At 70.7% G+C, this 22,422-nt stretch carries 17 protein-coding genes; 3 read left to right on the plus strand and 14 right to left on the minus strand.

The features are described from left to right. The first annotated feature begins 73 nt into the window (after positions 1–73). Complete coding sequence (locus tag ACFVXE_RS17985) at positions 74–1,576, plus strand: AI-2E family transporter (RefSeq protein ID WP_389672108.1); 1,503 nt, start codon at positions 74–76, stop codon at positions 1,574–1,576. 81 nt (positions 1,577–1,657) lie between these two features. Here the strand turns inward: ACFVXE_RS17985 and ACFVXE_RS17990 are convergent, their stop codons facing one another. Together ACFVXE_RS17990 and ACFVXE_RS17995 are read right to left on the minus strand one after the other, a co-directional pair. Further along, the gene (locus ACFVXE_RS17990) at positions 1,658–2,194 is read right to left on the minus strand and encodes an alkyl hydroperoxide reductase (RefSeq protein WP_389672109.1); all 537 of its coding nucleotides are present in this window, start codon (positions 2,192–2,194) and stop codon (positions 1,658–1,660) included. Positions 2,195–2,206: 12 nt separating this feature from the next. Further along, positions 2,207–2,761, minus strand: coding sequence for a peroxiredoxin (locus ACFVXE_RS17995; protein ID WP_030969360.1), 555 nt, complete (start codon positions 2,759–2,761; stop codon positions 2,207–2,209). A 131-nt stretch (positions 2,762–2,892) separates the two neighbouring features. On the opposite strand from ACFVXE_RS17995, the gene ACFVXE_RS18000 reads away from it, so the two are divergent. Continuing rightward, on the plus strand, positions 2,893–3,852 hold the full coding sequence (locus tag ACFVXE_RS18000) for a hydrogen peroxide-inducible genes activator (RefSeq protein ID WP_389672110.1): 960 nt from the start codon (positions 2,893–2,895) through the stop codon (positions 3,850–3,852). 64 nt (positions 3,853–3,916) lie between these two features. On the opposite strand, the gene ACFVXE_RS18005 is transcribed toward ACFVXE_RS18000, so the two are convergent. The 6 genes from ACFVXE_RS18005 to ACFVXE_RS18030 all read right to left on the minus strand — a co-directional run bounded on the left by ACFVXE_RS18005 (position 3,917) and on the right by ACFVXE_RS18030 (position 10,268). Further along, the gene (locus ACFVXE_RS18005) at positions 3,917–6,331 is read right to left on the minus strand and encodes an ABC transporter permease (protein WP_389672111.1); all 2,415 of its coding nucleotides are present in this window, start codon (positions 6,329–6,331) and stop codon (positions 3,917–3,919) included. Next, positions 6,328–7,014, minus strand: a complete 687-nt coding sequence (locus ACFVXE_RS18010; protein ID WP_389672112.1) for an ABC transporter ATP-binding protein — start codon at positions 7,012–7,014, stop codon at positions 6,328–6,330. The genes ACFVXE_RS18005 and ACFVXE_RS18010 overlap by 4 nt, the downstream gene beginning before the upstream one ends. Next, entirely contained in the window at positions 7,011–7,535 is a 525-nt protein-coding gene (locus tag ACFVXE_RS18015) for a PadR family transcriptional regulator (protein WP_389672113.1), read from the minus strand. The genes ACFVXE_RS18010 and ACFVXE_RS18015 overlap by 4 nt, the downstream gene beginning before the upstream one ends. Before the next feature lie 140 nt (positions 7,536–7,675). Beyond that, positions 7,676–8,896 (minus strand): alkaline phosphatase, encoded by a 1,221-nt coding sequence (locus tag ACFVXE_RS18020; RefSeq protein ID WP_389672114.1) that lies wholly within the window; start codon positions 8,894–8,896, stop codon positions 7,676–7,678. 218 nt (positions 8,897–9,114) lie between these two features. Next, positions 9,115–9,327 (minus strand): hypothetical protein, encoded by a 213-nt coding sequence (locus ACFVXE_RS18025; protein WP_389672115.1) that lies wholly within the window; start codon positions 9,325–9,327, stop codon positions 9,115–9,117. Beyond that, on the minus strand, positions 9,324–10,268 hold the full coding sequence (locus ACFVXE_RS18030) for an SPFH domain-containing protein (protein WP_389672116.1): 945 nt from the start codon (positions 10,266–10,268) through the stop codon (positions 9,324–9,326). Before ACFVXE_RS18030 ends, ACFVXE_RS18025 begins: the two co-directional genes overlap by 4 nt. Positions 10,269–10,491: 223 nt before the next feature. Between ACFVXE_RS18030 and ACFVXE_RS18035 the strand changes: the two genes are divergently transcribed. Beyond that, positions 10,492–12,774 (plus strand): transglycosylase domain-containing protein, encoded by a 2,283-nt coding sequence (locus tag ACFVXE_RS18035; protein ID WP_389672117.1) that lies wholly within the window; start codon positions 10,492–10,494, stop codon positions 12,772–12,774. Between the two features lie 78 nt (positions 12,775–12,852). Here ACFVXE_RS18035 and ACFVXE_RS18040 read toward each other — a convergent pair whose 3' ends face one another. From ACFVXE_RS18040 to ACFVXE_RS18065, 6 genes are all read right to left on the minus strand, one after another. Then, positions 12,853–14,316: a catalase gene (locus ACFVXE_RS18040; protein ID WP_389672118.1), complete on the minus strand. Its 1,464-nt coding sequence runs from the start codon at positions 14,314–14,316 to the stop codon at positions 12,853–12,855. Between the two features lie 149 nt (positions 14,317–14,465). Continuing rightward, positions 14,466–16,436 carry a SpoIIE family protein phosphatase gene (locus ACFVXE_RS18045; protein WP_389672119.1) on the minus strand — a complete coding sequence of 657 codons (1,971 nt, stop codon included), beginning with the start codon at positions 16,434–16,436 and terminating at the stop codon, positions 14,466–14,468. A gap of 371 nt (positions 16,437–16,807) precedes the next feature. After that, a complete protein-coding gene (locus ACFVXE_RS18050; protein ID WP_389672120.1) occupies positions 16,808–17,524 on the minus strand; it encodes a DUF402 domain-containing protein in 717 nt (238 codons plus the stop codon). 44 nt (positions 17,525–17,568) lie between these two features. Continuing rightward, a complete protein-coding gene (locus ACFVXE_RS18055; protein WP_389672121.1) occupies positions 17,569–18,993 on the minus strand; it encodes a class II fumarate hydratase in 1,425 nt (474 codons plus the stop codon). A gap of 648 nt (positions 18,994–19,641) precedes the next feature. Further along, complete coding sequence (locus tag ACFVXE_RS18060; RefSeq protein WP_389672122.1) at positions 19,642–20,952, minus strand: M18 family aminopeptidase; 1,311 nt, start codon at positions 20,950–20,952, stop codon at positions 19,642–19,644. 281 nt (positions 20,953–21,233) lie between these two features. Next, the gene (locus ACFVXE_RS18065) at positions 21,234–22,403 is read right to left on the minus strand and encodes an MFS transporter (protein ID WP_389672130.1); all 1,170 of its coding nucleotides are present in this window, start codon (positions 22,401–22,403) and stop codon (positions 21,234–21,236) included. Positions 22,404–22,422: the final 19 nt, after the last annotated feature.

Genomic DNA, 22,422 nt, shown 5'->3' on the forward strand with positions numbered 1-22,422 from the left:
TTCGCGCATGTACGGTCGTTCGAACGGCTGCGGGGTGGCGGTGGGGAGAGAACTCGGGGGAAGAGGAACACACATGTCGAAACTGCCAGGATGGCTCGGCCGACTGGGCGCCGAACTGACCGAACTGGGCGAGCGCCTGGAGGAACGCCGGGCCGAAGCGGAGGCCGACGAGGACCGGGACATGCGGAAGCCGGTCCGGGCCACGGCCGTGGCGGCCACCGCCGAAGGCCCGTCCTTCGCCGACGACCGCCACGCCGACGACGACCGCGCCGCCGCGTCCGGCCATGTGCCCCCGCCGCCCCTGTACGCCCCCGCCGTCTCCGCACGGCCCGACCCGGTCGTGGCGATCCCGTGGGGGATCCGCGTCGCGGCCGAGGCGGGCTGGCGGCTGCTGGTCCTGGCGGGCACGCTCTGGGTGCTGATGAAGGTCATCAGCGCCGTGCAACTGGTGGTGCTGGCCTTCGTCGCCGCGCTTCTCGTCACCGCGATGCTGCAGCCGACCGTCGCCCGGCTGCGCCGGTACGGGCTGCCACGAGGACTGGCCACCGCGGTCACCGCGGTCCTGGGCTTCGTCATCATGGGCCTGGTCGGCTGGTTCGTGGTCTGGCAGGTGATGGACAACCTCGACACCCTCTCCGACAAGGTGCGGGACGGTATCGACGAGTTGAAGCGCTGGCTGCTCGACAGCCCCTTCCACGTCACCGAGCAGCAGATCAACGACGTCGCGAAGAACCTCAGCGACACCATCGGCACCAACACCGAGGAGATCACCTCCGCCGGACTCCAGGGCGTCACGGTGATGGTGGAGGTGCTGACCGGGATACTGCTCGCGATGTTCTCGACGCTCTTCCTGCTCTACGACGGGAAGCGCATCTGGCAGTGGGTGCTGAAGCTCGTCCCCGCGCAGGCGCGGCCGGGCGTCGCGGGCGCCGGCCCGCGCGCCTGGCGCACGCTGACCGCCTACGTACGGGGCACGGTCCTGGTCGCCCTGATCGACGCCATCTTCATCGGGCTCGGCATCTGGTTCCTCGACGTGCCGATGGCGGTGCCGCTCGCCGTCTTCATCTTCCTCTTCGCGTTCATCCCGCTGGTCGGCGCGGTGGTCTCCGGAGCGCTCGCGGTGGTCGTCGCACTGGTCACCGAGGGCGTGTTCACCGCGCTGATGGTCCTGATCGTGGTGCTGGCCGTGCAGCAGATCGAGGGCCACGTGCTGCAGCCGTTCATCCTCGGCCGCGCCGTTCGCGTCCACCCGCTCGCCGTCGTCCTCTCGGTCGCCGCCGGCGGCATGATCGCCGGCATCGGCGGAGCGGTCGTCGCGGTGCCGCTGGTCGCCGTCACCAACACCGTGGTCGGCTACCTACGGACGTACGGGCAGGAGGAGGCGCTCCGCCACGCGCCGCGGCCGCGCGGCGCCTCGGCGATCGATGTGGCGCCGACCCGGGCGTCGGCGCCGCCTCCCGGAGCCGACGGGAACGGTACCGGGGACGGCGACCGCGACCGCAACGGCGACGGCGACCGAGACGGCGGCGGAACCGGCGACGGCGACACCGGGGAGAGGAAACCGCCGGTGGTGTAGGCGGGTCCACGGGCACAGAAGAAGGGCCCCGGGGACGGTCGGTCGTCCTCGGGGCCCTTCTCGTATCTGGGGTACTGCTTGCTACTGCTCGGCGAGCACGGCCTCGGCTTCGAGGGTGACGCCGACCGCCTGGATCACCGAGGCAATCCTGACGGCTTCCTGAATGGTCTCACGGTCCACGCCGGCCTTGCGCAGCACCTGCTCGTGGGAGTCCAGGCACTGGCCGCAGCCGTTGATCGCGGAGACGGCGAGCGACCACAGTTCGAAGTCGATCTTCTCCACGCCCGGCTTGCCGATGACGTTCATCCGCAGGCCCGCACGGAGCGTCCCGTACTCGGGGTCCGACAGCAGGTGCCGGGTCCGGTAGAAGACGTTGTTCATCGCCATGATGGCGGCCGCGGACTTCGCCGCGGTGTACGCCTCGGCGGAAAGGTTCGCCTTGGCCTCCGGCTCCAGCTCACGCAGCACCTTCGGCGAGCGCGAGGCGATCGCGCAGGCGAGGACGGTGCCCCAGAGCTGCTGCTGCGGGAGTTCGCTGTTCCCGATGACCGAACCGAGGTTCAGCTTCAGGTCCTTGGCGAAGTCCGGAACGGCGGCCTTCAGTTCGTCGAGTGCCATGTCGGGGTCAGCTCACTCGCCCGAGAGGAGCGCGACCGGGTCCAGGGTGTTCTCGCCCTTGGTCCAGTTGCACGGGCACAGCTCGTCGGTCTGCAGGGCGTCGAGGACCCGGAGGACCTCCTTGGGGTTACGGCCCACGGAACCGGCGGTCACCATCGTGAACTGGATCTCGTTGTTCGGGTCGACGATGAAGACGGCGCGCTGCGCGAAGCCGTCCTCGCCCTCGATGCCGAGGTCACGCATGAGCTCGTGCTTCGAGTCGGCCATCATCGGGAAGGGCAGGTCGGTCAGGTCCGGGTGGTCCTTGCGCCAGGCGTGGTGCACGAACTCGGAGTCACCGGAGAAGCCGAGGATCTGGGCGTCACGGTCGGCGAACTCGTCGTTCAGCTTGCCGAAGGCGGCGATCTCGGTGGGGCACACGAAGGTGAAGTCCTTCGGCCACGCGAAGACGATCTTCCACTGACCCTCGTAGGTCTTGTGGTTGATCTGCTCGAACTCCTTGCCGCTCTCCAGCGAAACACAAGCAGTCAGGTCGAACTCGGGGAACTTGTCACCGACAGTGAGCACGCGCTCTCCTTGCAGGGTAGGAATTCCCTTTTGTGGGAGTTCCTGAGGGTTGGACGATGTCCACCTTGGCACAGAGTGCATTGATCGCGGAAATAGCTACACTCGGTCTCGATGATCGGAGGTGCCTATCAGTGGCGCAGAGTAACCAGGGCAATCGACCTAAACAGCCCAGTCTGTCGCAGCTGCGCGCCTTCGCGGCCGTGGCGGAATATCTGCACTTCAGGGACGCGGCGGCTGCAATCGGGATGAGCCAGCCGGCACTCTCCGGTGCCGTGTCCGCGCTGGAGGAGGCACTCGGTGTCCAGCTCATCGAGCGTACGACGCGCAAGGTGCTGCTCTCACCTGCCGGGGAGCGGCTCGCGGTGCGGGCCCGGACGGTGCTGGAGGCCGTCGGCGAGCTGATGGAGGAGGCGGAGGCGGTGCGGGCCCCGTTCACCGGAGTGCTCCGGCTCGGCGTGATCCCGACCGTCGCCCCGTATCTGCTGCCGACCGTGCTGCGGCTGGTTCACGACCGCTACCCGGAGCTCGACCTCCAGGTGCACGAGGAACAGACGTCGTCGCTCCTGGAGGGGCTCGCCGCGGGGCGGCTGGACCTGCTGCTGCTGGCCGTGCCGCTGGGGGTGCCGCAGGTGACCGAACTCCCGCTCTTCGACGAGGACTTCGTGCTGGTCATGGAGCGCAGCCATCGGCTGGGCGGCCGCGCCGATCTGCCGCGCGAGGCGCTGCGCGAACTGCCGCTGCTGCTGCTCGACGAGGGGCACTGCCTGCGGGACCAGGCGCTCGACATCTGCCGTGAGGCGGGACGTACGGAGGGGGCGCCGGTCACCACGACCGCGGCCGGGCTCTCCACGCTGGTGCAGCTGGTCGCGGGCGGTCTCGGGGTGACGCTGCTGCCGCGTACCGCGGTCAACGTCGAGACCGCCCGCAACGAGGCGCTGGTCACCGGGTACTTCGCGGAGCCCGCGCCGTCGCGGCGAGTGGCGCTGGGGATGCGTACGGGGGCTGCCCGGCAGGGCGAGTTCGAGGAGTTCGCCGCCGCCCTGCGCGAGGCGATGCGGGTGCTGCCGGTACGGGTGGCGGCGGCCGCGTAGGACGCGGCAAGGGGGTGTGGTCCCTCCCCGGGGAGGGACCACACCCCGCGTGACCGGTGAGGCGTCACTCGGTCCGCAGGCCGTCCGGCCGCATCATCCGCCACAGGGGCGGCAGCGAGACGAGGGTGACCAGCAGGATCAGTGCCGCCCCAGCCCCCACCATCGGCAGGAACAGCCACCAGTCGGACACCTTCTTGGCGATCATCCAGGTCAGGGTGGCGCCGAGACCGAGGCCCCCGGCGACCGCCACCGTCAGGCCGACGGCCACCGGCACCGCGGTCTGCCACAGCACCGACCAGCCGAGGGTGACCCGTCGGGTGCCGAAGGCCACCAGCACGGAGAGCAGCCGCTTGCGCTCCCGCAGCTGCTCCAGCTGCGAGACCAGCATGGAGGCGGCGATCAGTATCAGCGTGGCGGTCGCCCCCGCCTGGAGACCGGTCTGGATGCTCGCGTACTGGCGGTCGCGCGCCACCGAGGTCAGCGTGACGACCCGCATGCCCGGATCGAGCCGGGCCGCGGTGTTCCACACGTACTCGGCGGCGTCCGCGACGTGCTGGTCGATCCGTATCTGGGCGACGGTCGTCGCGCCCGGCAGCGTGCTCGCGTCGACGGCGCCGGTGGTGGCCATGATGCCCCAGTTCTCCTTGCCGAGCGGGTCGCGGCGGGTGAGCACCGTGCGGGCGTCGGCGGGCAGCGTCCACAGCATCGGTCTCACGCCCTTCTGCTGGTCCGTGTACGAGCTGATCTCCACCTCCTCGCCCTTGCGCGCGGCCTTGTCGACCCAGTCGGCCATCTTCTTGTCGCGGGGGTGGACGACGAAGGTGTCCCCGTCCCGGCAGGAGTCGATCCGGGCGATCTCGCGCAGCGTCGCGCAGTCGCCGACGGTCAGCGAGGTGGTGGGAGGCACCTCGTCCTCGGTGTACTTCCCCGGCTTGGTCACGTACACCTCGACCGTGCCGATGACCTCGTCCACGCCCTTGGTCGCACGGAACGCCTTGATCGTCCGGGCGGCCGCGTCGCCGCTGACCCGCTCCGACGACGTGTAGAACTGGGCTCGCGTCGGGTCCTGCCCGGTGATCTTGTTGAAGTCGTCGTTCATCGCCGCGAAGAGCATCTGGAGCGCCACCGCGCCGGCCACCGCGACCGTGACGCCGCTGACCGCGCGGGAGGCCGCCCCGCTGTTCAGCTGAAGCCTGCGGATGGCCAGCTGCCAGGGCACCGGACCGCCGCGCAGCCGGTTCACGGATGCCTCCACCAGCCAGGGCAGCAGCAGGGCCAGTCCGACCAGGGTCAGCACCGCTCCGGCCGCGATCGGATACGGATCGACGGCCTCCGTGTTCGCGTCGACCTTCCCGGTCAGCGCGAACACCGCCAGTCCCGCGACCGGCAGCGGCAGCCGCCACCAGAGCCGGCGCCTGCGGCTGCGGCCGTTGCGTACGACCCCGAGCGGCTCGACCACCACGGAACGCATGGCGGCCAGAGTGACGAGCACCGCGGAGACCGGCACCGCGACGGCGACGATCCCCGCCGGCCAGGCGGCGGGGACGAGGTCGGACGGGTACGCACTGACGTCCCACACCACGAAGTCGCCCGCGAACTGACGTCCCGTCAGGAAGATTGCCAGGCCGATCAGCAGTCCCAGCAGCGCGCCGAAGAGCGCTTCGCCGGCCGCGATCCAGCGCGTCATCCGGATGTCGGCGCCGACCAGGCGCAGTGCCGCGAGCCGACGGTCACGGCGGTCACCGCCGAACCGCACGGCCGTCGCGATGAAGATGGCGACGGGTACCAGCAGCACCACGGAGATGATGATGATCAGCACGACGAGGAGGGGCGACATGGGGGCGGGCGGATCGTTGTCGCCGTAGGCCGTCAGCCGGTGGCCGCCGGCGGCGGGGGTCAGGGTGCCGCTGCCGGCGTAGAAGCGGAGTTCGTTGGGGGAGACGAGGCCCGCGTCGGTGATGGTGCCGGTGATCCGGTAGGGCAGCCGCTCGCGGAGCAGGTTCCCCTCCGACGAGTTCAACAGCTCCTTGAGCGCGGGTGACACGACCATCTCGTCCGGGCCGGGGAACCCGGCCACGCCCGGCGGGGTGACCGGGTGCGCACCGTCCGGGCGCATCAGGAAACCGGCGACGGAGCGGCCCCGGTACTCGGTTCCGGCGTCGATCCGGAGCACGGTGGTGTCCGACGCGGCGGCGGATGCGTCGGGCGACTCCGAATGGCGCGTTTCGGTGCGGGCCCGTTCCCGGCCGTCGCGCTGGTCGAGCATGTGCGGCACGGAGGAGGCGACGAGGAGCAGTGCCACACCCAGGCCGACCCCGACCGCGGTGAGGAGTGTCCGTATCCATCCCTCGCGGCCGCCGGCGGCCGCGAAACGGACCCCGAGTCCCAGATCGCGCAGCCGGGCCGTGGCCCCGGAGGGCGGTGCGGCGGGCCGGGGGTCCTCTCCGGCCGGGGCGTGCTTCCGGTGGAGCAGCGTCATGCGGCATGCTCCAGGTCACGGGCCCGGCCGTCGCGGACGGTGACGTCACGGTCGGAGTAGGCGGCGACGCGGGCCTCGTGGGTCACCAGGACCACGGCGACGTTGGCCGACCGGGCGGTCTCGGTGAGCAGTTCCATCACCCGCTCGCCGTTGAGGGAGTCCAGCGCTCCGGTGGGCTCGTCGGCGAAGAGCACCTTGGGGGAGGAGGCGAGTGCCCGGGCCACGGCGACGCGCTGGCCCTGCCCGCCGGAGACCTCACCGGGACGCTTGGCGCCGAGGTCGTCGACCTCCAGGCGCTCCATCCACCGCAGGGCGGTGCGCTCGGCGTCCTTGCGCCTGGCTCCGCCGAGGCGGAGCGGCAGGGCGACGTTCTCCACGCAGGTCAGCTCCGGGACGAGCTGGCCGAACTGGAAGACGAAGCCGAAGTCGGTGCGGCGCAGCGCGCTGCGCTCGGCGTCGGACATCGTGGAGAGCTCGCGGCCCGCATAGGTGATCGTGCCGCTGTCCGGGGTGACGATTCCGGCGAGGCAGTGCAGCAGGGTCGACTTGCCGGAGCCGGACGGTCCCATCACCGCGACGACCTCGCCGGGGTGGATGGAGAACGAGGCGCCGTCGAGCGCGGGAGTCGTCCCGTACGACTTGTGCAGATCGTGGGCGGTCAGCAGCGAACCGGCCGGGATCACGGGTTCACCACCTCGGCGAGCCGGCCGAGTCGCGCGGCGGTCAGTTCCAGCCAGCGGAGATCGGCCTCCAGGTGGAAGAGCGCGTGGTCGCAGATCAGCTGGTCGGCGAGGTCGCCCTTGCGCTTGCGGTCGGTGAGGGTACGCATCAGACGCAGGTGCTCGGAGCGCTGGGTGTCCAGAAGATCGGCGGCGCTGCGGCCGGTGAGGAGCGCCAGGACGACCTTGGTGTAGAGCGTCGACTGGAGGTACGGTTCCGGCTTCTCGGGCTGGGCGAGCCAGGCGGAGACATCGGTGATCCCGGCCTCGGTGATGGCGTACCGCTTGCGCTCGGGGCCGGCGCCGGCCTCGATGCCGTCGACCTCGACGAGACCGTTCTTGAGCAGGCGGGACATGGTCGAGTAGACCTGGCCGTAGTGCAGGGGACGGTCGTGGCCGAACTTCTCGTCGAAGGTGCGCTTGAGGTCGTAGCCGTGGCGGGGGCCGGACTCCAGGAGTCCGAGCAGGGTGTGGCCGATAGACATGAGCGGCACTGTACATGGTGTGTATACCTGGCGTGTATAGAGGGTGGGTGGTCCTCCTCGCCCTGCGTCGGGGCGCGCCCGCACACGGGGACGGGCCCCGGGAGCACTGCTCCCGGGGCCCGTCCCTGCGCTCTGCGCGTTCAGCGGCGCGGTGCGAGCACCTGCTTGAGCACGTCGTGCACGTACGTGTTGGGGTGCTTGCCCGAGAAGCTGCCGGAGAGCGGACCGCTCGCCGTCACGGGCACGTCCACGCTGGTGTGACCCGACGTGGTCCAGTCGATGACGAACTTGCGGTCGCTGCCGCGGATCGGGAACGGACCGTCCTCGGCGGAGATGGCGTCCCCGGACTCGTCGGTGGCGTCGACGTCCTCGACCGAGAGGCCGCCGGTCTCGTGGTCACCGGTGACGACCAGCAGCGTGTCGGGGTGGGTCGCGATGTACGCGCGGGCCACCGCGACGGCCTTCTCCAGCTGCTGCATCGACTGAAGGACACGCGTGCCGTTGTTGGAGTGCGCGAACTCGTCGGTGCCCTCCTCCTCGACCATGAGGAAGAAGCCCTTCTTGTTCTTGTCCAGGCTGGTCAGGGCCTTGCTGGTCATCGTGCCGAGGTCCACGACCGGGCTGTAGACGTCGCCCTGGCCCTCGGGACGCTGCTGGAACATCTCCTCGTTGCTGAACAGTCCGAGGATCTTGCCGTTCTTGGCCTTGCTCAGCCCGCTCGCACTGTTGACGTACGAGTAGCCGGCCTTCTGGGCCTTCTTGATCAGGTTGCCCTTGGTGCCGCGGCTGGCCTCGGCCGTGTCCTCCGCGGGCTTGTCCTTGAAGGCGCCCGGCGTACCGGCCGGCAGCCACCAGTCCTCGCCGCCGCCCAGGATGACGTCGGGCTTGCTGACGTCCAGGTACTGGCGGGCGATCTCGTCCTGCTGCCCGCGGTCCACGGTGTTGGCGAAGAACGCCGCCGGGGATGCGTCGGTGACCTGAGCGGTGGTCACCAGGCCGGTGGACTTGCCGGCTGCCTTGGCCTGCTGGCCGAGAGTCGCCAGCGGGTTGCCGTCGACGTCGACGCTGATCGCGCCGTTGTAGGTCTTCTCGCCGGTGGCCCACGCGGTGGCCGCAGCGGCGGAGTCCGTCACGACGACCTTGGGGTCCCGCGGGGTGGTGGTGAGCTGGCCGGACGCCGTGAGGCGGTCCATCGCCAGCTGGCCTTCCAGGCCTGCGAGGTTGAGCCTCGCCGCCTCACGCATCGAGGCGCCCATGCCGTCACCGTTGATGAAGATGACGTTCTTCGCCTTGGGGGCCTGCGCCTTCGCCGCCGGGTGCGGGGCGGCGGCCGTCGCTCCCAGCGTCGGGTTGAGCACCATCGTAGCGACGGCGGCCACGACGGCCGCAGCGACGGGTGCTCCCCATCGCGCACTACGCACGCGTCTGTTCACAAGATCTCCTAGTGAATTGCACAGCTTCCGCATGCGAACGTAGGCGTGGGTGCCGTACCCGTCGTGAACGAGAGGTATCCGGCCAAGGAACAGCCCGCAGCCAGGGCTCCGCCGCGAGGCGGGCGCCGCCCCGCCCGGGCCGCCGGCTATTCCGCCGGGGGCTTCGGGGGACGGCCCCGGCGGGGCGGGGGGCCTGCCGCGCGCGGCAGGCGGCCCGCCTCCGCCAGCGCCCTGCGCAGCAGGAACTCGATCTGCGCGTTCGCACTGCGCAGCTCGTCCGACGCCCAGCGGGCCACCGCGTCGTGCACCGCGGGGTCGAGTCGCAGGAGCACCTGCTTGCGAGCGGGTTTCTCCGTCACTGGTAGAGCGTTCCCGTGTTCAGTACCGGCTGCACCGCACGGTCACCGCACAGCACCACCATCAGATTGCTGACCATGGCCGCCTTCCGTTCCGGGTCGAGTTCGACGATGTCCTGTTCGGCGATCCGGGCCAGTGCCATCTCGACCATGCCGACCGCGCCCTCGACGATCTGCTGACGTGCCGCGACCACCGCGCCCGCCTGCTGGCGCTGGAGCATCGCGGAGGCGATCTCGGGGGCGTACGCAAGGTGGCTGAAACGGGACTCGATGATGCGTACGCCGGCGGCCCGCACCCGGGCGGTGAGCTCGACGGCCAGCTTCTCGGTGATCTCGTCGGCGTTGCCGCGCAGCGACAGGCCGCCCTCGTCGTGGGCGTCGTACGGGTACTCGATCGCGATGTGGCGGACGGCCGACTCGGTCTGCGTGGCCACGAACTTCCGGAAGTCGTCGACCTCGAAGAGAGCCTGTGCGGTGTCCTCGACCTTCCAGACGACGATCGCGGCGAGCTCGATCGGGTTGCCGTAGGCGTCGTTGACCTTGAGGGCCGCGGTCTCGTGGTTACGGACCCGGGTGGAGATCTTGCGACTGCTGGTCAGCGGGTTGACCCAGCGCAGTCCGTCGGCGCGGATCGTTCCGACGTACCGGCCGAAGAGCTGGATCACACGGGCCTCGCCGGGCGCCACCATCTTGACGCCGCTCATGCAGAAGAGCGAGGCGATGGCGAGGAGTATCCCGACGACGACGAGCGGGATGCCCGCCCCGTCGTGCCCGTGGGCACCCAGGATGCCGCCGACGATCGCCAGACCGACGCCGAGGAACACACCGACCACGGTCAGAAGCAGGCCGAGGCCCCCGGGGATGGAGTGGGCCACGCTCTCCCGGACCTGCGGTGCGGGCATCTCGGGCACCGGATCGATGTGCGGAGCGGTCTTGTCGGACATGGGATCCCCCTGATCGTGTGGCAACGCGTGTGAGATCAATCTGATATCAGATTAGCTGTTTTCGCAACCATGCGTGCCTCTCGTGAGTCGGTTCCTTAGGGAACGGGTGCTGATTGTCACGTCCGTAAAAGACCGGATCGATTGCTTTTTGTCCTTGCCGACGGTGTTAGCTGGCTTGGCTGAGGGGAATCCGGCCGAGCAGAGAAACAGGAGCAACACAGCGATGGGGCGAGCGGATGCGCGACGAGCCCAGCGGCGCGGTGCGCGGCGGGCCAACGGGAGTGGCGGCATACGCAGACTCTTCACCTGGAAGAAGCTGCTGGGCACGTTCTTCGGACTCTGCCTGCTGGGCATGGGCACGTTCATCGTGCTCTACGCGATGGTGGACGTGCCCGTCGGGAACGCCCAGGCGAAGCTGCAGAGCAACGTCTACAAGTACCCCGACGGCACCGTGCTGGCTCGCACCGGCAAGGTCAACCGCGAGATAGTGGGTCTCTCGCAGGTCCCCAGGGACGTTCAGCGAACCTTCGTCGCAGCGGAGAACAAGTCCTTCTACACGGACAAGGGTGTCGACTTCAAGGGCACCGCGCGCGGCCTGATCAACACGATCTCCGGCAAGGGCAAGCAGGGTGGCTCGACCATCACCCAGCAGTACGTCAAGAACTACTACCTCGACCAGGACCAGACGGTCACCCGCAAGCTCAAGGAGCTGGTGATCTCCCTCAAGGTCGACCAGCAGAAGAGCAAGGAAGACATCCTTGCCGGGTACATCAACACCAGCTACTACGGGCGCGGCGCCTACGGCATCCAGGCCGCCGCCCAGGCGTACTACGGCAAGGACGCCAAGGAGCTGGACGTCAACGAGGGCGCCTACCTCGCGGCGCTGCTGCAGGCACCCAGCCAGTACGACTGGGCCGTCGCCACGCCCAGGGGCAAGCGGCTGGTCAAGGAGCGCTGGGCCTACGTACTGAACAACATGGTCGAGGAGAACTGGCTGGACGCCGGCAAGCGCCAGGGCCTGAGCTTCCCGACGCCGCACGCCCCCAAGCCCCCGGACGGCCTCACCGGCCAGAAGGGCTACATCGTCAACGCGGCGCGGGCCGTGGTGCAGAAGCAGCAGCATCTCAGCGACGCGCAGTTCGACGCCGGCGGCTGGACCATCACCGTCACCATCGACAAGAAGAAGCAGGAGCAGCTGGAGAAGTCCGTCAAGGACCGGCTGACGAGCAAGCTCGACCTGAAGCGCCGTGACGTGGACAAGGACGTACAGGCCGGCGCGGTCTCGGTGGATCCGAAGACGGGCGGGGTCGTCGCCCTCTACGGCGGTACCGGTCTGACCGAGCACTGGACGTCGAACGCCACCCGGCGCGACTACCAGCCCGCTTCCACCTTCAAGCCGATCATCTTCGCCGCGGCGCTCGACGAGGAGGCCCAGACGCGGGACGGGCAGCCGATCAACGCCAACACCCGCTACGACGGGCGCAACCGTCGGCCGGTCGTGGGAAGCGACATCGCGTTCGCGCCGCCGAACGAGGACGAAGCGAGTTACGGCCAGGTCACCGTGCAGACGGCGATGAACAAGTCCATCAACTCCGTCTTCGCGCAGATGGGCGTGGACGTCCACATGGACACCGTGATGCAGATGGCGGGCAAGCTGGGCATGGACGTCAAGGGCCTGCCGGTGGTGCCCGCGCAGACCCTCGGCTCGATGGGCGCGAGCCCCATGGAGATGGCCGGGATCTACGCGACGCTCGACAACCACGGCAAGAAGGTCACCCCGACGATCGTGAAGTCCGCCACCCGGGACGGCGGCGCCCCGATCGCGCTGCCCGACCCGATCGGCGAGCAGGTGATCAGCCGGCAGGCCGCGGACTCGGTGACCTCGGTGCTGACGGGTGTGGTCGACGACGGCACGGCCCGTGTCTCGGTGCGCGACGCCCCGGGCCGGCGCGGCCAGCAGGTGGCCGGCAAGACGGGTACCTCGGACGACAACAAGTCGGCCTGGTTCACCGGCTACACGCCGAAGCTCGTCACCTCGGTCGGACTGTTCGGTGAGGCCGCCGAGACCCACAAGGGGGTCGACGGCAAGCGGATCCTGAAGGGCTCGCAGGTCACCATGAAGGGCGCCGCGGGCGGCGGCCGCGTCAACGGAGGCAGCTTCCCGGCCGAGATCTGGGCCGACTTCATGTTCAAGGAGACCAGCGAGGCCGTGAAGTTCGACCTCGACACCGACATGGGCGCGGCCGTCGCCCCGACGCCGTCGGTGACATCGAGTCCGAGCGACGAGCCGTCGGAAGAGGCCAGCCCGTCGGAGGAGCCCTCCAGCGAGGCGCCGTCGTCCGAGCCGCCGGCGGAGAGCCCGCCCCCGTCGACGTCGCCGGACCCCGAGCCCTCCGACACGTCGACCGGACTGCCGACCGTCCCGGACCCGACGGACACCGCGGAGGCCCCGCTGAACCCGGCGGGCGACAAGCAGGACAACGGCTCACGCGGCCTGCGGGGCTGACCCGGCCCGCGGCCGTCATGGCGAGGGTGCCACGGATCCGATCCGTGGCACCCTTCGCCGTATGCCCGGCGCCCGCGGTCAGCCGCCGTCGACCTGCTTCGCGATCCGGTCGCCGAGGTCCTTGTCCACGTTGCGCCAGTACTGCAGCGCCCGCTCCAGGACCGGGCGGCTCACGCCGTCCAGCAGATGGCCGGAAATGTTCGACACGAGCCGCTCGCGCGCACTGTCGTCGAGGACCTTGCGGACCATGGTGCCGGCCTGGCCCCAGTCGTCGTCCTCGCTGTGCAGCTTGTACGCCTCGTGCACCATCTCGCCCGCCGTGGCCCAGCCCGCGGGGTCGCCGAAGCGCTCGGTGTCCGCGGCGGGCCCGCCGTACGAGTTCGGTGCGTAGACCGCTCCCGTACGCGCCGGCTCGTACCGCATGGGGCCGTCCTTCGCGTACGAGTTCCGGCCGAAGCGGGGGCGGTTCGGCGGCAGCTGCGCGTAGTTCGGTCCGATCCGGTACCGGTGGGTGTCGGGGTACGAGAAGAGCCGGCCGAGCAGCATCTTGTCGGGCGACGGACCGATGCCGGGCACCAGGTTGGACGGCTCGAAGGACGACTGCTCGATGTGGACGAAGAAGTCCTCGGGGTTCTCGTTCAGCGTCATCCGACCGACTTCGATCTCCGGGTAGTCGCCGTGCGGCCACACCTTCGTGAGGTCGAACGGGTTGAACCGGTAGTCAGGCGCATCGTCGAACGGCATGACCTGGACGTACAGCGTCCAGCTCGGGTGGTCACCGCGCTTGATCGACTCGAACAGGTCACGGCGGTGGACGTCACCGTCGACGCCCGCCATCTCGTCGGCCTCGGCCTGGGGGTAGAAGTCGATGCCCTGGTCCGTCTTGAAGCGGTACTTGACCCAGAACCGCTCGCCGCCCGCGTTCACCCACATATAGGTGTGCGAGCTGTAGCCGTTCATGTGGCGGTACGTCTTCGGGATGCCCCGGTCGCCCATCAGCCACGTCACCATGTGCGCGGACTCGGGGGAGAGCGTCCAGAAGTCCCACTGCATGTCGTGGTCGCGTACCGCGCTGTCCGGACGGCGCTTCTGCGAGCGGATGAAGTCCTGGAACTTCATCGGGTCCCGTACGAAGAAGACCGGCGTGTTGTTGCCGACCATGTCGTAGTTGCCCTGCTCCGTGTAGAACTTCAACGCGAAACCGCGGGGGTCGCGCCAGGTGTCGGGGGAGCCCTGTTCACCGGCGACCGTGGAGAAGCGGGCGAGCATGGCGGTCTGCTTGCCCGGTTGGAAGAGGTCCGCCTTGGTGAACTGGCTGACGTCGTTGGTCACGACGAAGGTGCCGTAGGCCCCGGAGCCCTTGGCGTGGACCACGCGTTCAGGGACCCGTTCACGGTTGAACTGGGCCATCTTCTCGATGAGGTAGTGGTCCTGGAGCAGGATCGGGCCGTCGGATCCGACGGTGAGCGAATGTTCGTCGCTCTCCACCGGGATCCCGGCGTTGTTCGTGGTGTAAGGCGTGTTCTTGGTTTCCTCGGTCACGAGCGTCCTCCCGTCGGTACGGGGTGTCAGTCGGTTCGCCCAGGCGGCGCCCGGTCACGACTGAAGTCAACTCCGACGACGGGAGGACGGCAACATGTGGAGATCGTGTCGACTTGTCCAAATTCAGCTTCGGTGGATCCGGTGCGGCGTCACTGTCCGCGGGTCGGCATCTCGAACCAGACCACCTTGCCGGTCGACAGCCGGGTCGCGCCCCACCGCCGGGCCAGCCGGTTCACCAGGAACAGCCCGCGGCCGCCCTCGTCCATGTCACGGGCCCGGCGCTGCCGGGGCAGCTGCGGTGCGTCGTCACCGACCTCGCAGCGCAGGATGTCGGTCCGCAGCAGCCGCAGGGTCACGGGCCGCTCCGCATACCGCACGGCGTTGGTGACCACCTCGCTGACCAGCAGTTCCACCGAGTCCGCGAGATCGTCCAGACCCCACCGGCTGAGCGCCCTGCGGGCCAGCCGGCGCGCCCGCCCGGGGGCGGAGTCCTCCGGCTCCAGGAACCAGTACGCGACATCGCTCGGCGCGATCCCGTCGAACCGGGCGGCGAGCAGCGCGATGTCGTCGTCCCGGTCGCCCGGGCCGAGCATGTCGAGCACGTCGTCGCAGAGCGCCTCCAGCGGCGGCGAGTGGTCCGGTCCGGTGAGCCGTGCGGTGGCGGCGAGCCGTTCGCGCAGCTGCTCGATCCCGGTCCAGACGTCCCGCAGCCGGGACTCCACCAGACCGTCGGTGTACAGCAGGAGCGTGGCCCCCGCGGGCGCGTCCAGCTCGACGGCCTCGAAGTCCACCCCGCCGACGCCGATCGGGGCGCCGGGCGGGACCCGCAGCACCTCGGCCCGGCCGCCCAGATGGAGCAGCACGGGCGGCGGGTGCCCGGCGTTGGCGATGGTGATCCGGTGCGCGACCGGGTCGTACACGGCGTACAGGCAGGTCGCCATGCGGTCGCTGCCGAGCCTTTGCGCCTGCTCGTCGAGGTGGTGCAGCACCTCCTGCGGAGGCAGGTCGAGCCCGGCGAGGGTCTGCGCGGTGGTGCGCAGCTGACCCATGATCGCCGCGGAGGTCATGGAGTGACCCATGACGTCGCCGACGACCAGGGCGACCCGGCTGCCCGGCAGCGGGATCGCGTCGTACCAGTCGCCGCCGACCCGGGCCGTCTCGGCGGCCGGCAGATAGCGGGAGGCGAGCCGGACGCCGGTCGGCTGCGGCAGTGAGTCGGGCAGCATGGTGCGCTGCAGCTCGTCGGCGATGTACGCCTCACGCCCGTACAGCACGGCCTTGTCGATACCGAGCGCGGTGTGGGTCGCCAGTTGCGCGGCGACCAGCAGATCGTTGGCCTCGAAGGGGGGCCGCTCGGTCCCGCGCAGGAAGACGGCGGCGCCGATCACCCGTCGGCGGCCGCGCAGCGGGGCGAGGATCGCCCGGTGACCGGAGGGCACGGTGCCGCCGGCGCCGAGCAGCTCCGGAAGGGCGACACGGGCCGCCGCGGAGTCCCCGAAGACGGGCCGTACCCCGCGCAGCACCTCGGCGAGCGCGCCGCCCGCCTGGACCTCGCAGAGCTCGGCCGCGGGCATCAGATCGGCGTGCGGGTCGAGGGCGGGCAGCCGCAGCCGCTCGGTCTCGCTGGAGAGATCGCCCTCGTCGTCGCTTAAACGCAGCCGGTCGGAGCGGCGCAGCCGCAGCACGAACGGGGCGACGGGGCGCTCGTCGCCGACCGGGAGCGGGTCGCGGAGGTAGACGAGTATGGCGTCGGAGAACGTCGGCACGCTGGCCCGGCACAGGCCGAGGACGATCTCGTCCAGGTCTATGCCGCGGGCGATCCGGCGGGTCGCGGCGCCCACGAACCGCAGCCGGTCGCCCTCGCGGCGGGCCGTCGTCTGCGGGTCCGGCCCGGTCGTGGCGGTGGGCGGAGCCGTGGCCGTGGCCGTGTCCGGCACGCCGGCGGGGCCGGGGATCGCCGCGGGACTCGCACCGGTGCCGGGGGCCGGGGCCGGCCCGGGGATCGCCGCGGCGGCAGGGGCGGCCTGCGGTGCGGCATCCTGCTGCCGCGGCCGGGCGCGTTCCTGCGACCGGGCGGCGAGCGGCTGCCGTCCTTCGTGGGAGGTGGGATGCTCCGTCACGCGTGGGGTTCCGTCCGTCCGGGCCGGTTGTATGAGGCAATCACCTTGTGGGGCGCCACTGTGCCCCGGCAAGAGCGGCGATGACAACGGCTGTCACCGCATGCCCCGCTCGGCGGGGCCGAAACCATGTGTCCGCGAGGTGGGCCGGTGACAACGTTTCCGGCGTGCGGGCGGCGGGCAGCGTGCACGTCTCCACCCCCTCGTCGTGGTCCATGCGGCTCTTGCGACTCATGCAACTGATGCGGCTCATGAAGATCGTGCAACTCGTGCGTTGACATGTGGTCAGGTCCGGTGCCGCGTCCGCCGGTTGAAGCGGAGCAGCCCTCCGGAGGACGATCCTACGTTTGCCCCCCTGGGGTGCATCAAGGGTCTCACGACGGCATATGCGAGGGCGTACGGTCCCAGTCATCCGGCAGCGCGGGAACGCGCCACCGCGGATCGGGCCGCCAGTTCTCCCAGCCGTCGCGGAACGGAGCCCCCCAGGAGTCGATCACGCCGACGGCCGCGAGGCCCGCCTCCCGTACCTGCCGGGCGGTGTCCCGGTCCATCAGCCCGACCCGCTGCGCCTGGGCGAACTCGTCCTCGTCCAGCCAGCGCCAGCTGCGGTCGGGGTTGACGGCGATGTCGAGGAAGTGGTCCTCGGAGTCGATGCCGCCCGCCCAGCGGGTACGCGGTTCCTCCAGGTTCACGTACCAGTTCCGGAAGCTCCAGCCACGGTCCCAGAACAGCCACACCGACCAGGGCTCACCGGGCCGGGCGAGTTTCAGCACGCCGGTGCCGAACCAGGTGGAACGCGCGGTGGTGCGGGGCGCGGTGTACCGGGTGGCAAGCGGCTCGGCGTGCACGTCGGTGCCGTCGGCGAGGACCGGTCTGACACATTCGGTGCCGGGAGCCATCCACACGGCGAGCAACTCGGCGGTGTCCTCTACCACCGTGACGGGGCGGCAGATGTGCACCGGGCTGGGCGCATGTCCGGGCGACCGCGGACCGTTGCCGCGGTAGCGCCACAGGATCTGATCACCCGGCGCCCAGAACGCGGTCTCCGGGGGCTCGACTTCTCCGGGTTCGGTGTATCCGGTACCTGCCATGGAAGGATCTTAGGGATGCGGCCGTCCCGTCGCTGCGATCCACGTCACGGGCGGGTCATACGCAACACGTCCAGCGCCTCGTCGAGCTGTTCCACCGTGAGGTCGCCGCGCTCCACGTATCCCGAGGCCAGCACCACCTCGCGGATGGTCCGCCGCTCGGCGAGGGACTTCTTGGCGACCTTCGCCGCCTCCTCGTAACCGATGTACTTGTTCAGCGGGGTGACGACGGACGGCGAGGACTCCGCGTACTCCCTGGCGCGCTCCTCGTTCGCGGTGATGCCGTCGACCGTGCGGTCCGCCAGCAGCCGCGAGACGTTGGCGAGCAGCCGGACCGACTCCAGCAGGTTCTTCGCGATGACCGGAAGCATCACATTGAGTTCGAAATTGCCTGCCGCGCCGGCGACGGCGACCGTCGCGTCGTTCCCCATGACCTGCGCCGCGACCATCAGCACAGCCTCCGGAATGACCGGATTCACCTTCCCCGGCATGATCGACGAGCCCGGCTGGAGGTCGGGAAGGCTGATCTCGGCCAGTCCGGTGCGCGGGCCGGAGGCCATCCAGCGCAGATCGTTGGAGATCTTGGTCAGCGAGACGGCGATCGTGCGGAGCTGGCCGGAGGTCTCGACGAGACCGTCCCGCGCGCCCTGTGCCTCGAAGTGGTCACGGGCCTCGGTCAGCGGCAGCCCGGTGACGCGGGCGACCTCGGCGATCACGGCGGCGGAGAAGCCGGGTGGGGTGTTGATACCGGTCCCGACGGCGGTGCCGCCCAGCGGCAGCTCGGCGAGGCGCGGCAGCGAGGCGTACAGCCGCTCGATGCCGTACCGGATCTGCGCCGCGTAGCCGCCGAACTCCTGCCCCAGGGTCACCGGCGTGGCGTCCATCAGATGGGTGCGCCCCGATTTCACGACCGCCGCGAACTCGACGGACTTGCGCTCCAGGGCGGCCGCGAGATGGTCCAGCGCCGGGATCAGTTCGCCGGTCACGGCGGCGGTCGCGGCGATGTGGATGGAGGAGGGGAACACGTCGTTGGACGACTGCGAGGCGTTGACGTGGTCGTTGGGGTGGACGTCGCGGCCCAGACGCTCGGTGGCGAGGGTGGCCACGACCTCGTTGGTGTTCATGTTGGAGGACGTGCCGGAGCCGGTCTGGAAGACATCGATCGGGAAGTGCGCGTCCCAGCGGCCCTCGGCGACCTCGGCGGCCGCGTCCTGGATCGCGGCGGCGATGTCCGGGTCGAGCACCTTCAGCTCGGCGTTGACCTTCGCGGCCGCCGCCTTGATCCGGGCCAGGGCCTCGATGTGTGCCCGTTCCAGGCGCTGCCCGGAGATCGGGAAGTTCTCCACGGCGCGCTGCGTCTGGGCCCGCCACCGGGCGTGCGCGGGGACCTTCACCTCACCCATCGAGTCGTGCTCGATGCGGTAGCCCTCGCCGTCCGCGCTGCCGCCCGCCGGGTTCTGTGCGTCGTCCATGTCGGTACAACCTCCTGAAAAAGTTGAGCACTTGTCCTGTTCCGTGTATTCCTGCCGCCCACCGGCCGGTGGATACCGGGGTACCCACCGGCCGGGGAGGCGCAAGGAGGCGCACCCGGCACCGACTTCGCCGCACGGCCGCGGCCGCCGCGTCGGCAGCGGCGTTCGGCTCCCTGGCGGCCCGGTCCGGTACCACCACTACCGCATCCACCCCCCTGCGGCCCGAGCTCGGGGCCATCCGCGCCGCGGAGGCCACCCGGCTGTACGGCAGCCCCGCCGAGTGCGCGCTCCGGGCGCAGGACCGCGCTGATCCTCTCGGCGACGGTGAGATCCCGGGCGAGACTGCCGGCACGTACGCGGCGGGCACGAACGGCCCCGGCCACGGGCGCCACCGCTCGCCGGACTCCGCCGTCCACCGCGCCGGGACCACGGCCCGCGTCACGTACCCCGTCGCCTGCTCCGGCGCGCACGCCGGGAACACCGTCGTCGGCGGGCGGAGCGGTACGGCTGAAACCGCGGGCGTGCGACGGCACGGCGAAGCGGCGTTTCGCCTGGGCCCGCCGCACCGTGCCCCCGGCGGCCGGCGGGACCGGGCGGCGTCACGTGGGGGTGGGCGGCCGCGAGCGCGGGCCCGCCCCCACGGATCGCTCAGAGGTGCACGGCCTCGCCCAGGAAGGCCCGCAGGGCGGCGGCCAGGTGGCCCGGATCGTCCGCCCCGCAGAGCTCCCGTGCCGAGTGCATGGACAGCCCCGGCACCCCCACGTCGACCGTCGGGACCCCCAGCCGGGCCGCGGTCAACGGGCCGATCGAGGTGCCGCACGGCATGGCGTTGTTCGAGACGAACGGCTGCCACGGCACACCCGCCCGCTCGCACGCCGACGCGAACAGGGCCAGGCCGGCGCTGTCGGTGGCGTACCGCTGATTGACGTTGACCTTGACCGTCGGACCGCCGTTGGGCAGCGCGTGGTGGTCCGGATCGTGCCGCTCCGCGTAGTTCGGGTGGACCGCGTGCGCCATGTCGGCGGAGACGCAGAACGCTCCCGACAGTGCGCGCGACCAGTCCTCCGAGCCGCCCCCGCGCGCGGTGACCGACCGGCCCAGGACCCTCTCCAGCAGCGGGCTCTGCGCACCCGTCTCCGAGCCGCTGCCGACCTCCTCGTGGTCGAAGGCCGCCAGGACGGGAATGTACGAGGGACGGTCGACGCCCGTCGACACATCGGTCAGGGCGGTGACGCCCGCGTGCACCGAGACCAGGTTGTCCAGCCGTGAGGCGACCACGAACTCCCGCTCCACGCCCAGGTATCCGGGCGGCTGGATGTCGTGCAGCATCAGATCCCAGCCCAGTACCCCGGCCGGATCCACCTCGGCCGCCGCGGCCACCCGGCGCAGCAGCGCACCCTCCTCGGGCGCGCCCAGCGACCACAGCGGGGCGAGGTGGCGCTGCCGGTCGAGGGCGAGCCCGTCGTTGACGGACCGGTCCAGGTGGATCGCCAGCTGCGGTACGCGCAGCAGCGGTTCGTCGATCCGGACCAGCCGCGTCGTGGTCGTGCCGCCGGGGCCGCGCAGCGCGAGCCGCCCGGAGATCCCCAGATCGCGGTCGAGCCAGGTGTTGAGCGGAACCCCGCCGTAGATCTCCACGGCGATCTGGCGCCAGCCCGCCGAGCCGGTGTCGGGGCTGGGCTTGATCCGCAGGTTCGGTGAATCGGTGTGCGTGCCGATGATCCGGAACGGCGTGCGGGGCGGGGCGTCCTCGGGGACGTACCAGGCGATCAGGGCGCCGCCACGGGTGATGAAGCTGCCGCCGGTCGTGCCCGTCCAGTCGTCCGTGCCCCGCAACTCACGGAAGCCGGCCTTCTCCAGGCGCTGGGCGGCGCTCGCCACCACGTGGTACGGGGACGGGCCGGCGTTGATGAAGGAGAGCAGGTCGTCGGTGTGGCTGCGGTGGGTGGCCGGCGTCATACGGCGTCCGCCTTTCCGGTGTTCGGCTTCGAGGGTGAGGGTGGTGGTGCGGGGTGGAGACGGAGCGGACTCGGCGGTGTGCTCCGGGGCGCCCACCCTTCGTACGGTTCCGGCGCGGCGCAAGCCCGGGCCGCGGCCCGCTGCGCGAAAGCGGCGGTGCGGGACGGGCGCGCCCCGCACCGGGGCCGGAGGGATCGCCGGGAGGCGGGGACAGCGGCACCCGGTCCGGCGCGCCGCCCGTCCGCGCCCCGGCACGGAGCATGGGCGGGCGGCAACCGGTCTCAAGATTGGCTGAATCCCGCCCCTCGCCGCAGTCGGCTCCCCTTGCGCAGCACCGCGAGCCGGAGCAGGAACGCCAGCGCGACGAGAATGGCGGCTCCGTGGGACCAGCCGACGACGGTCAGCGGGCTGTAGCGGTCGAGCGCCGCCGCCACCAGCACCATTCCGACTCCGAAGCCCAGATTCTCGAAGGTCGCGGAGAGCCCGAAGGCGTGACCGCGCAGTCCGGCGGAGAGCGTCTGCAGATGCGAGGTGTACGAGACCTCCGTGAGCCCGTCGGCGGCGCCCGCGACCAGCGCGATCGCCCCCGTCGCCACCAGCGGGAACCCCGCGAACGCGAGGATGAACGCCCCGGACATCACGATCGTGCCGCCGCCGAAGCCCAGCGCGCCGACCGACCGCCCGGTGCGCTGCGCGTACCGCTGGATCACCTGCTGGGCGGCAACGTTCCCCAGCGCCCACAGGCACCAGAAGGCGCTGACGAACACGGCGGGGCGCGAGGCGTCGAGTCCCGCGGAGTAGACCGGCAGCGCCGCGTTGTGGGACGACGACCCGAAGGCGTCCACCCCTCGCAAGGCCACCATCAGACCGAGGCCGGGTGCGGCCGCAAGCGCGGCGAACGCCACCGGCGTCCGCCGCCGTGCGGGCCGGCCCTCCGCCGCCGCGCCCCGGTCCGCCCCGCCCCCGCCCGTGATCGGCAGCAGCGCCACCGTCACGGCGCAGAGCACGAAGGTGGCCATGTCCACCCCGAACGCGGCGGTGTACCCGACCAGCGACACCACTACACCCGCCGAGGCGAAACCGGCCACCATCGCCAGCGAACGCCCGGTGATGGAAAGGGAGTTGGCCCACCCCCGGCGCTCCTCCCCCACCATCTCGGGAATGGAGCTGCGCAGGGCCACCATGAAGAGCGTCCCGCAGCCGCCCACCACGAGGGAAACGGCCATGAGGGCCGCTTTCCGCAGTCCGTCCGGTGCGAGGATCAGCAGCACCATCACCGCGGCCTGAGCCGCGTTCGTCCAGAGCATGACGGCTTTGGCGGTGAAACGCGCGAGCAGGGTGCCGGCCGTCAGACCGGCGACAAAGCCGGACCCCAGCCGAACGGCCATGAACAGCCCCAGGGCGATCGCCCGGCCCGTCGTCTCATAGACGTACAGATTGAGCGCCACCATATTGAGGAACGTGCCGTAC

The sequence above is a fragment of the Streptomyces sp. NPDC058231 genome (genome assembly GCF_042882275.1).
Lineage (GTDB): Bacteria > Actinomycetota > Actinomycetes > Streptomycetales > Streptomycetaceae > Streptomyces.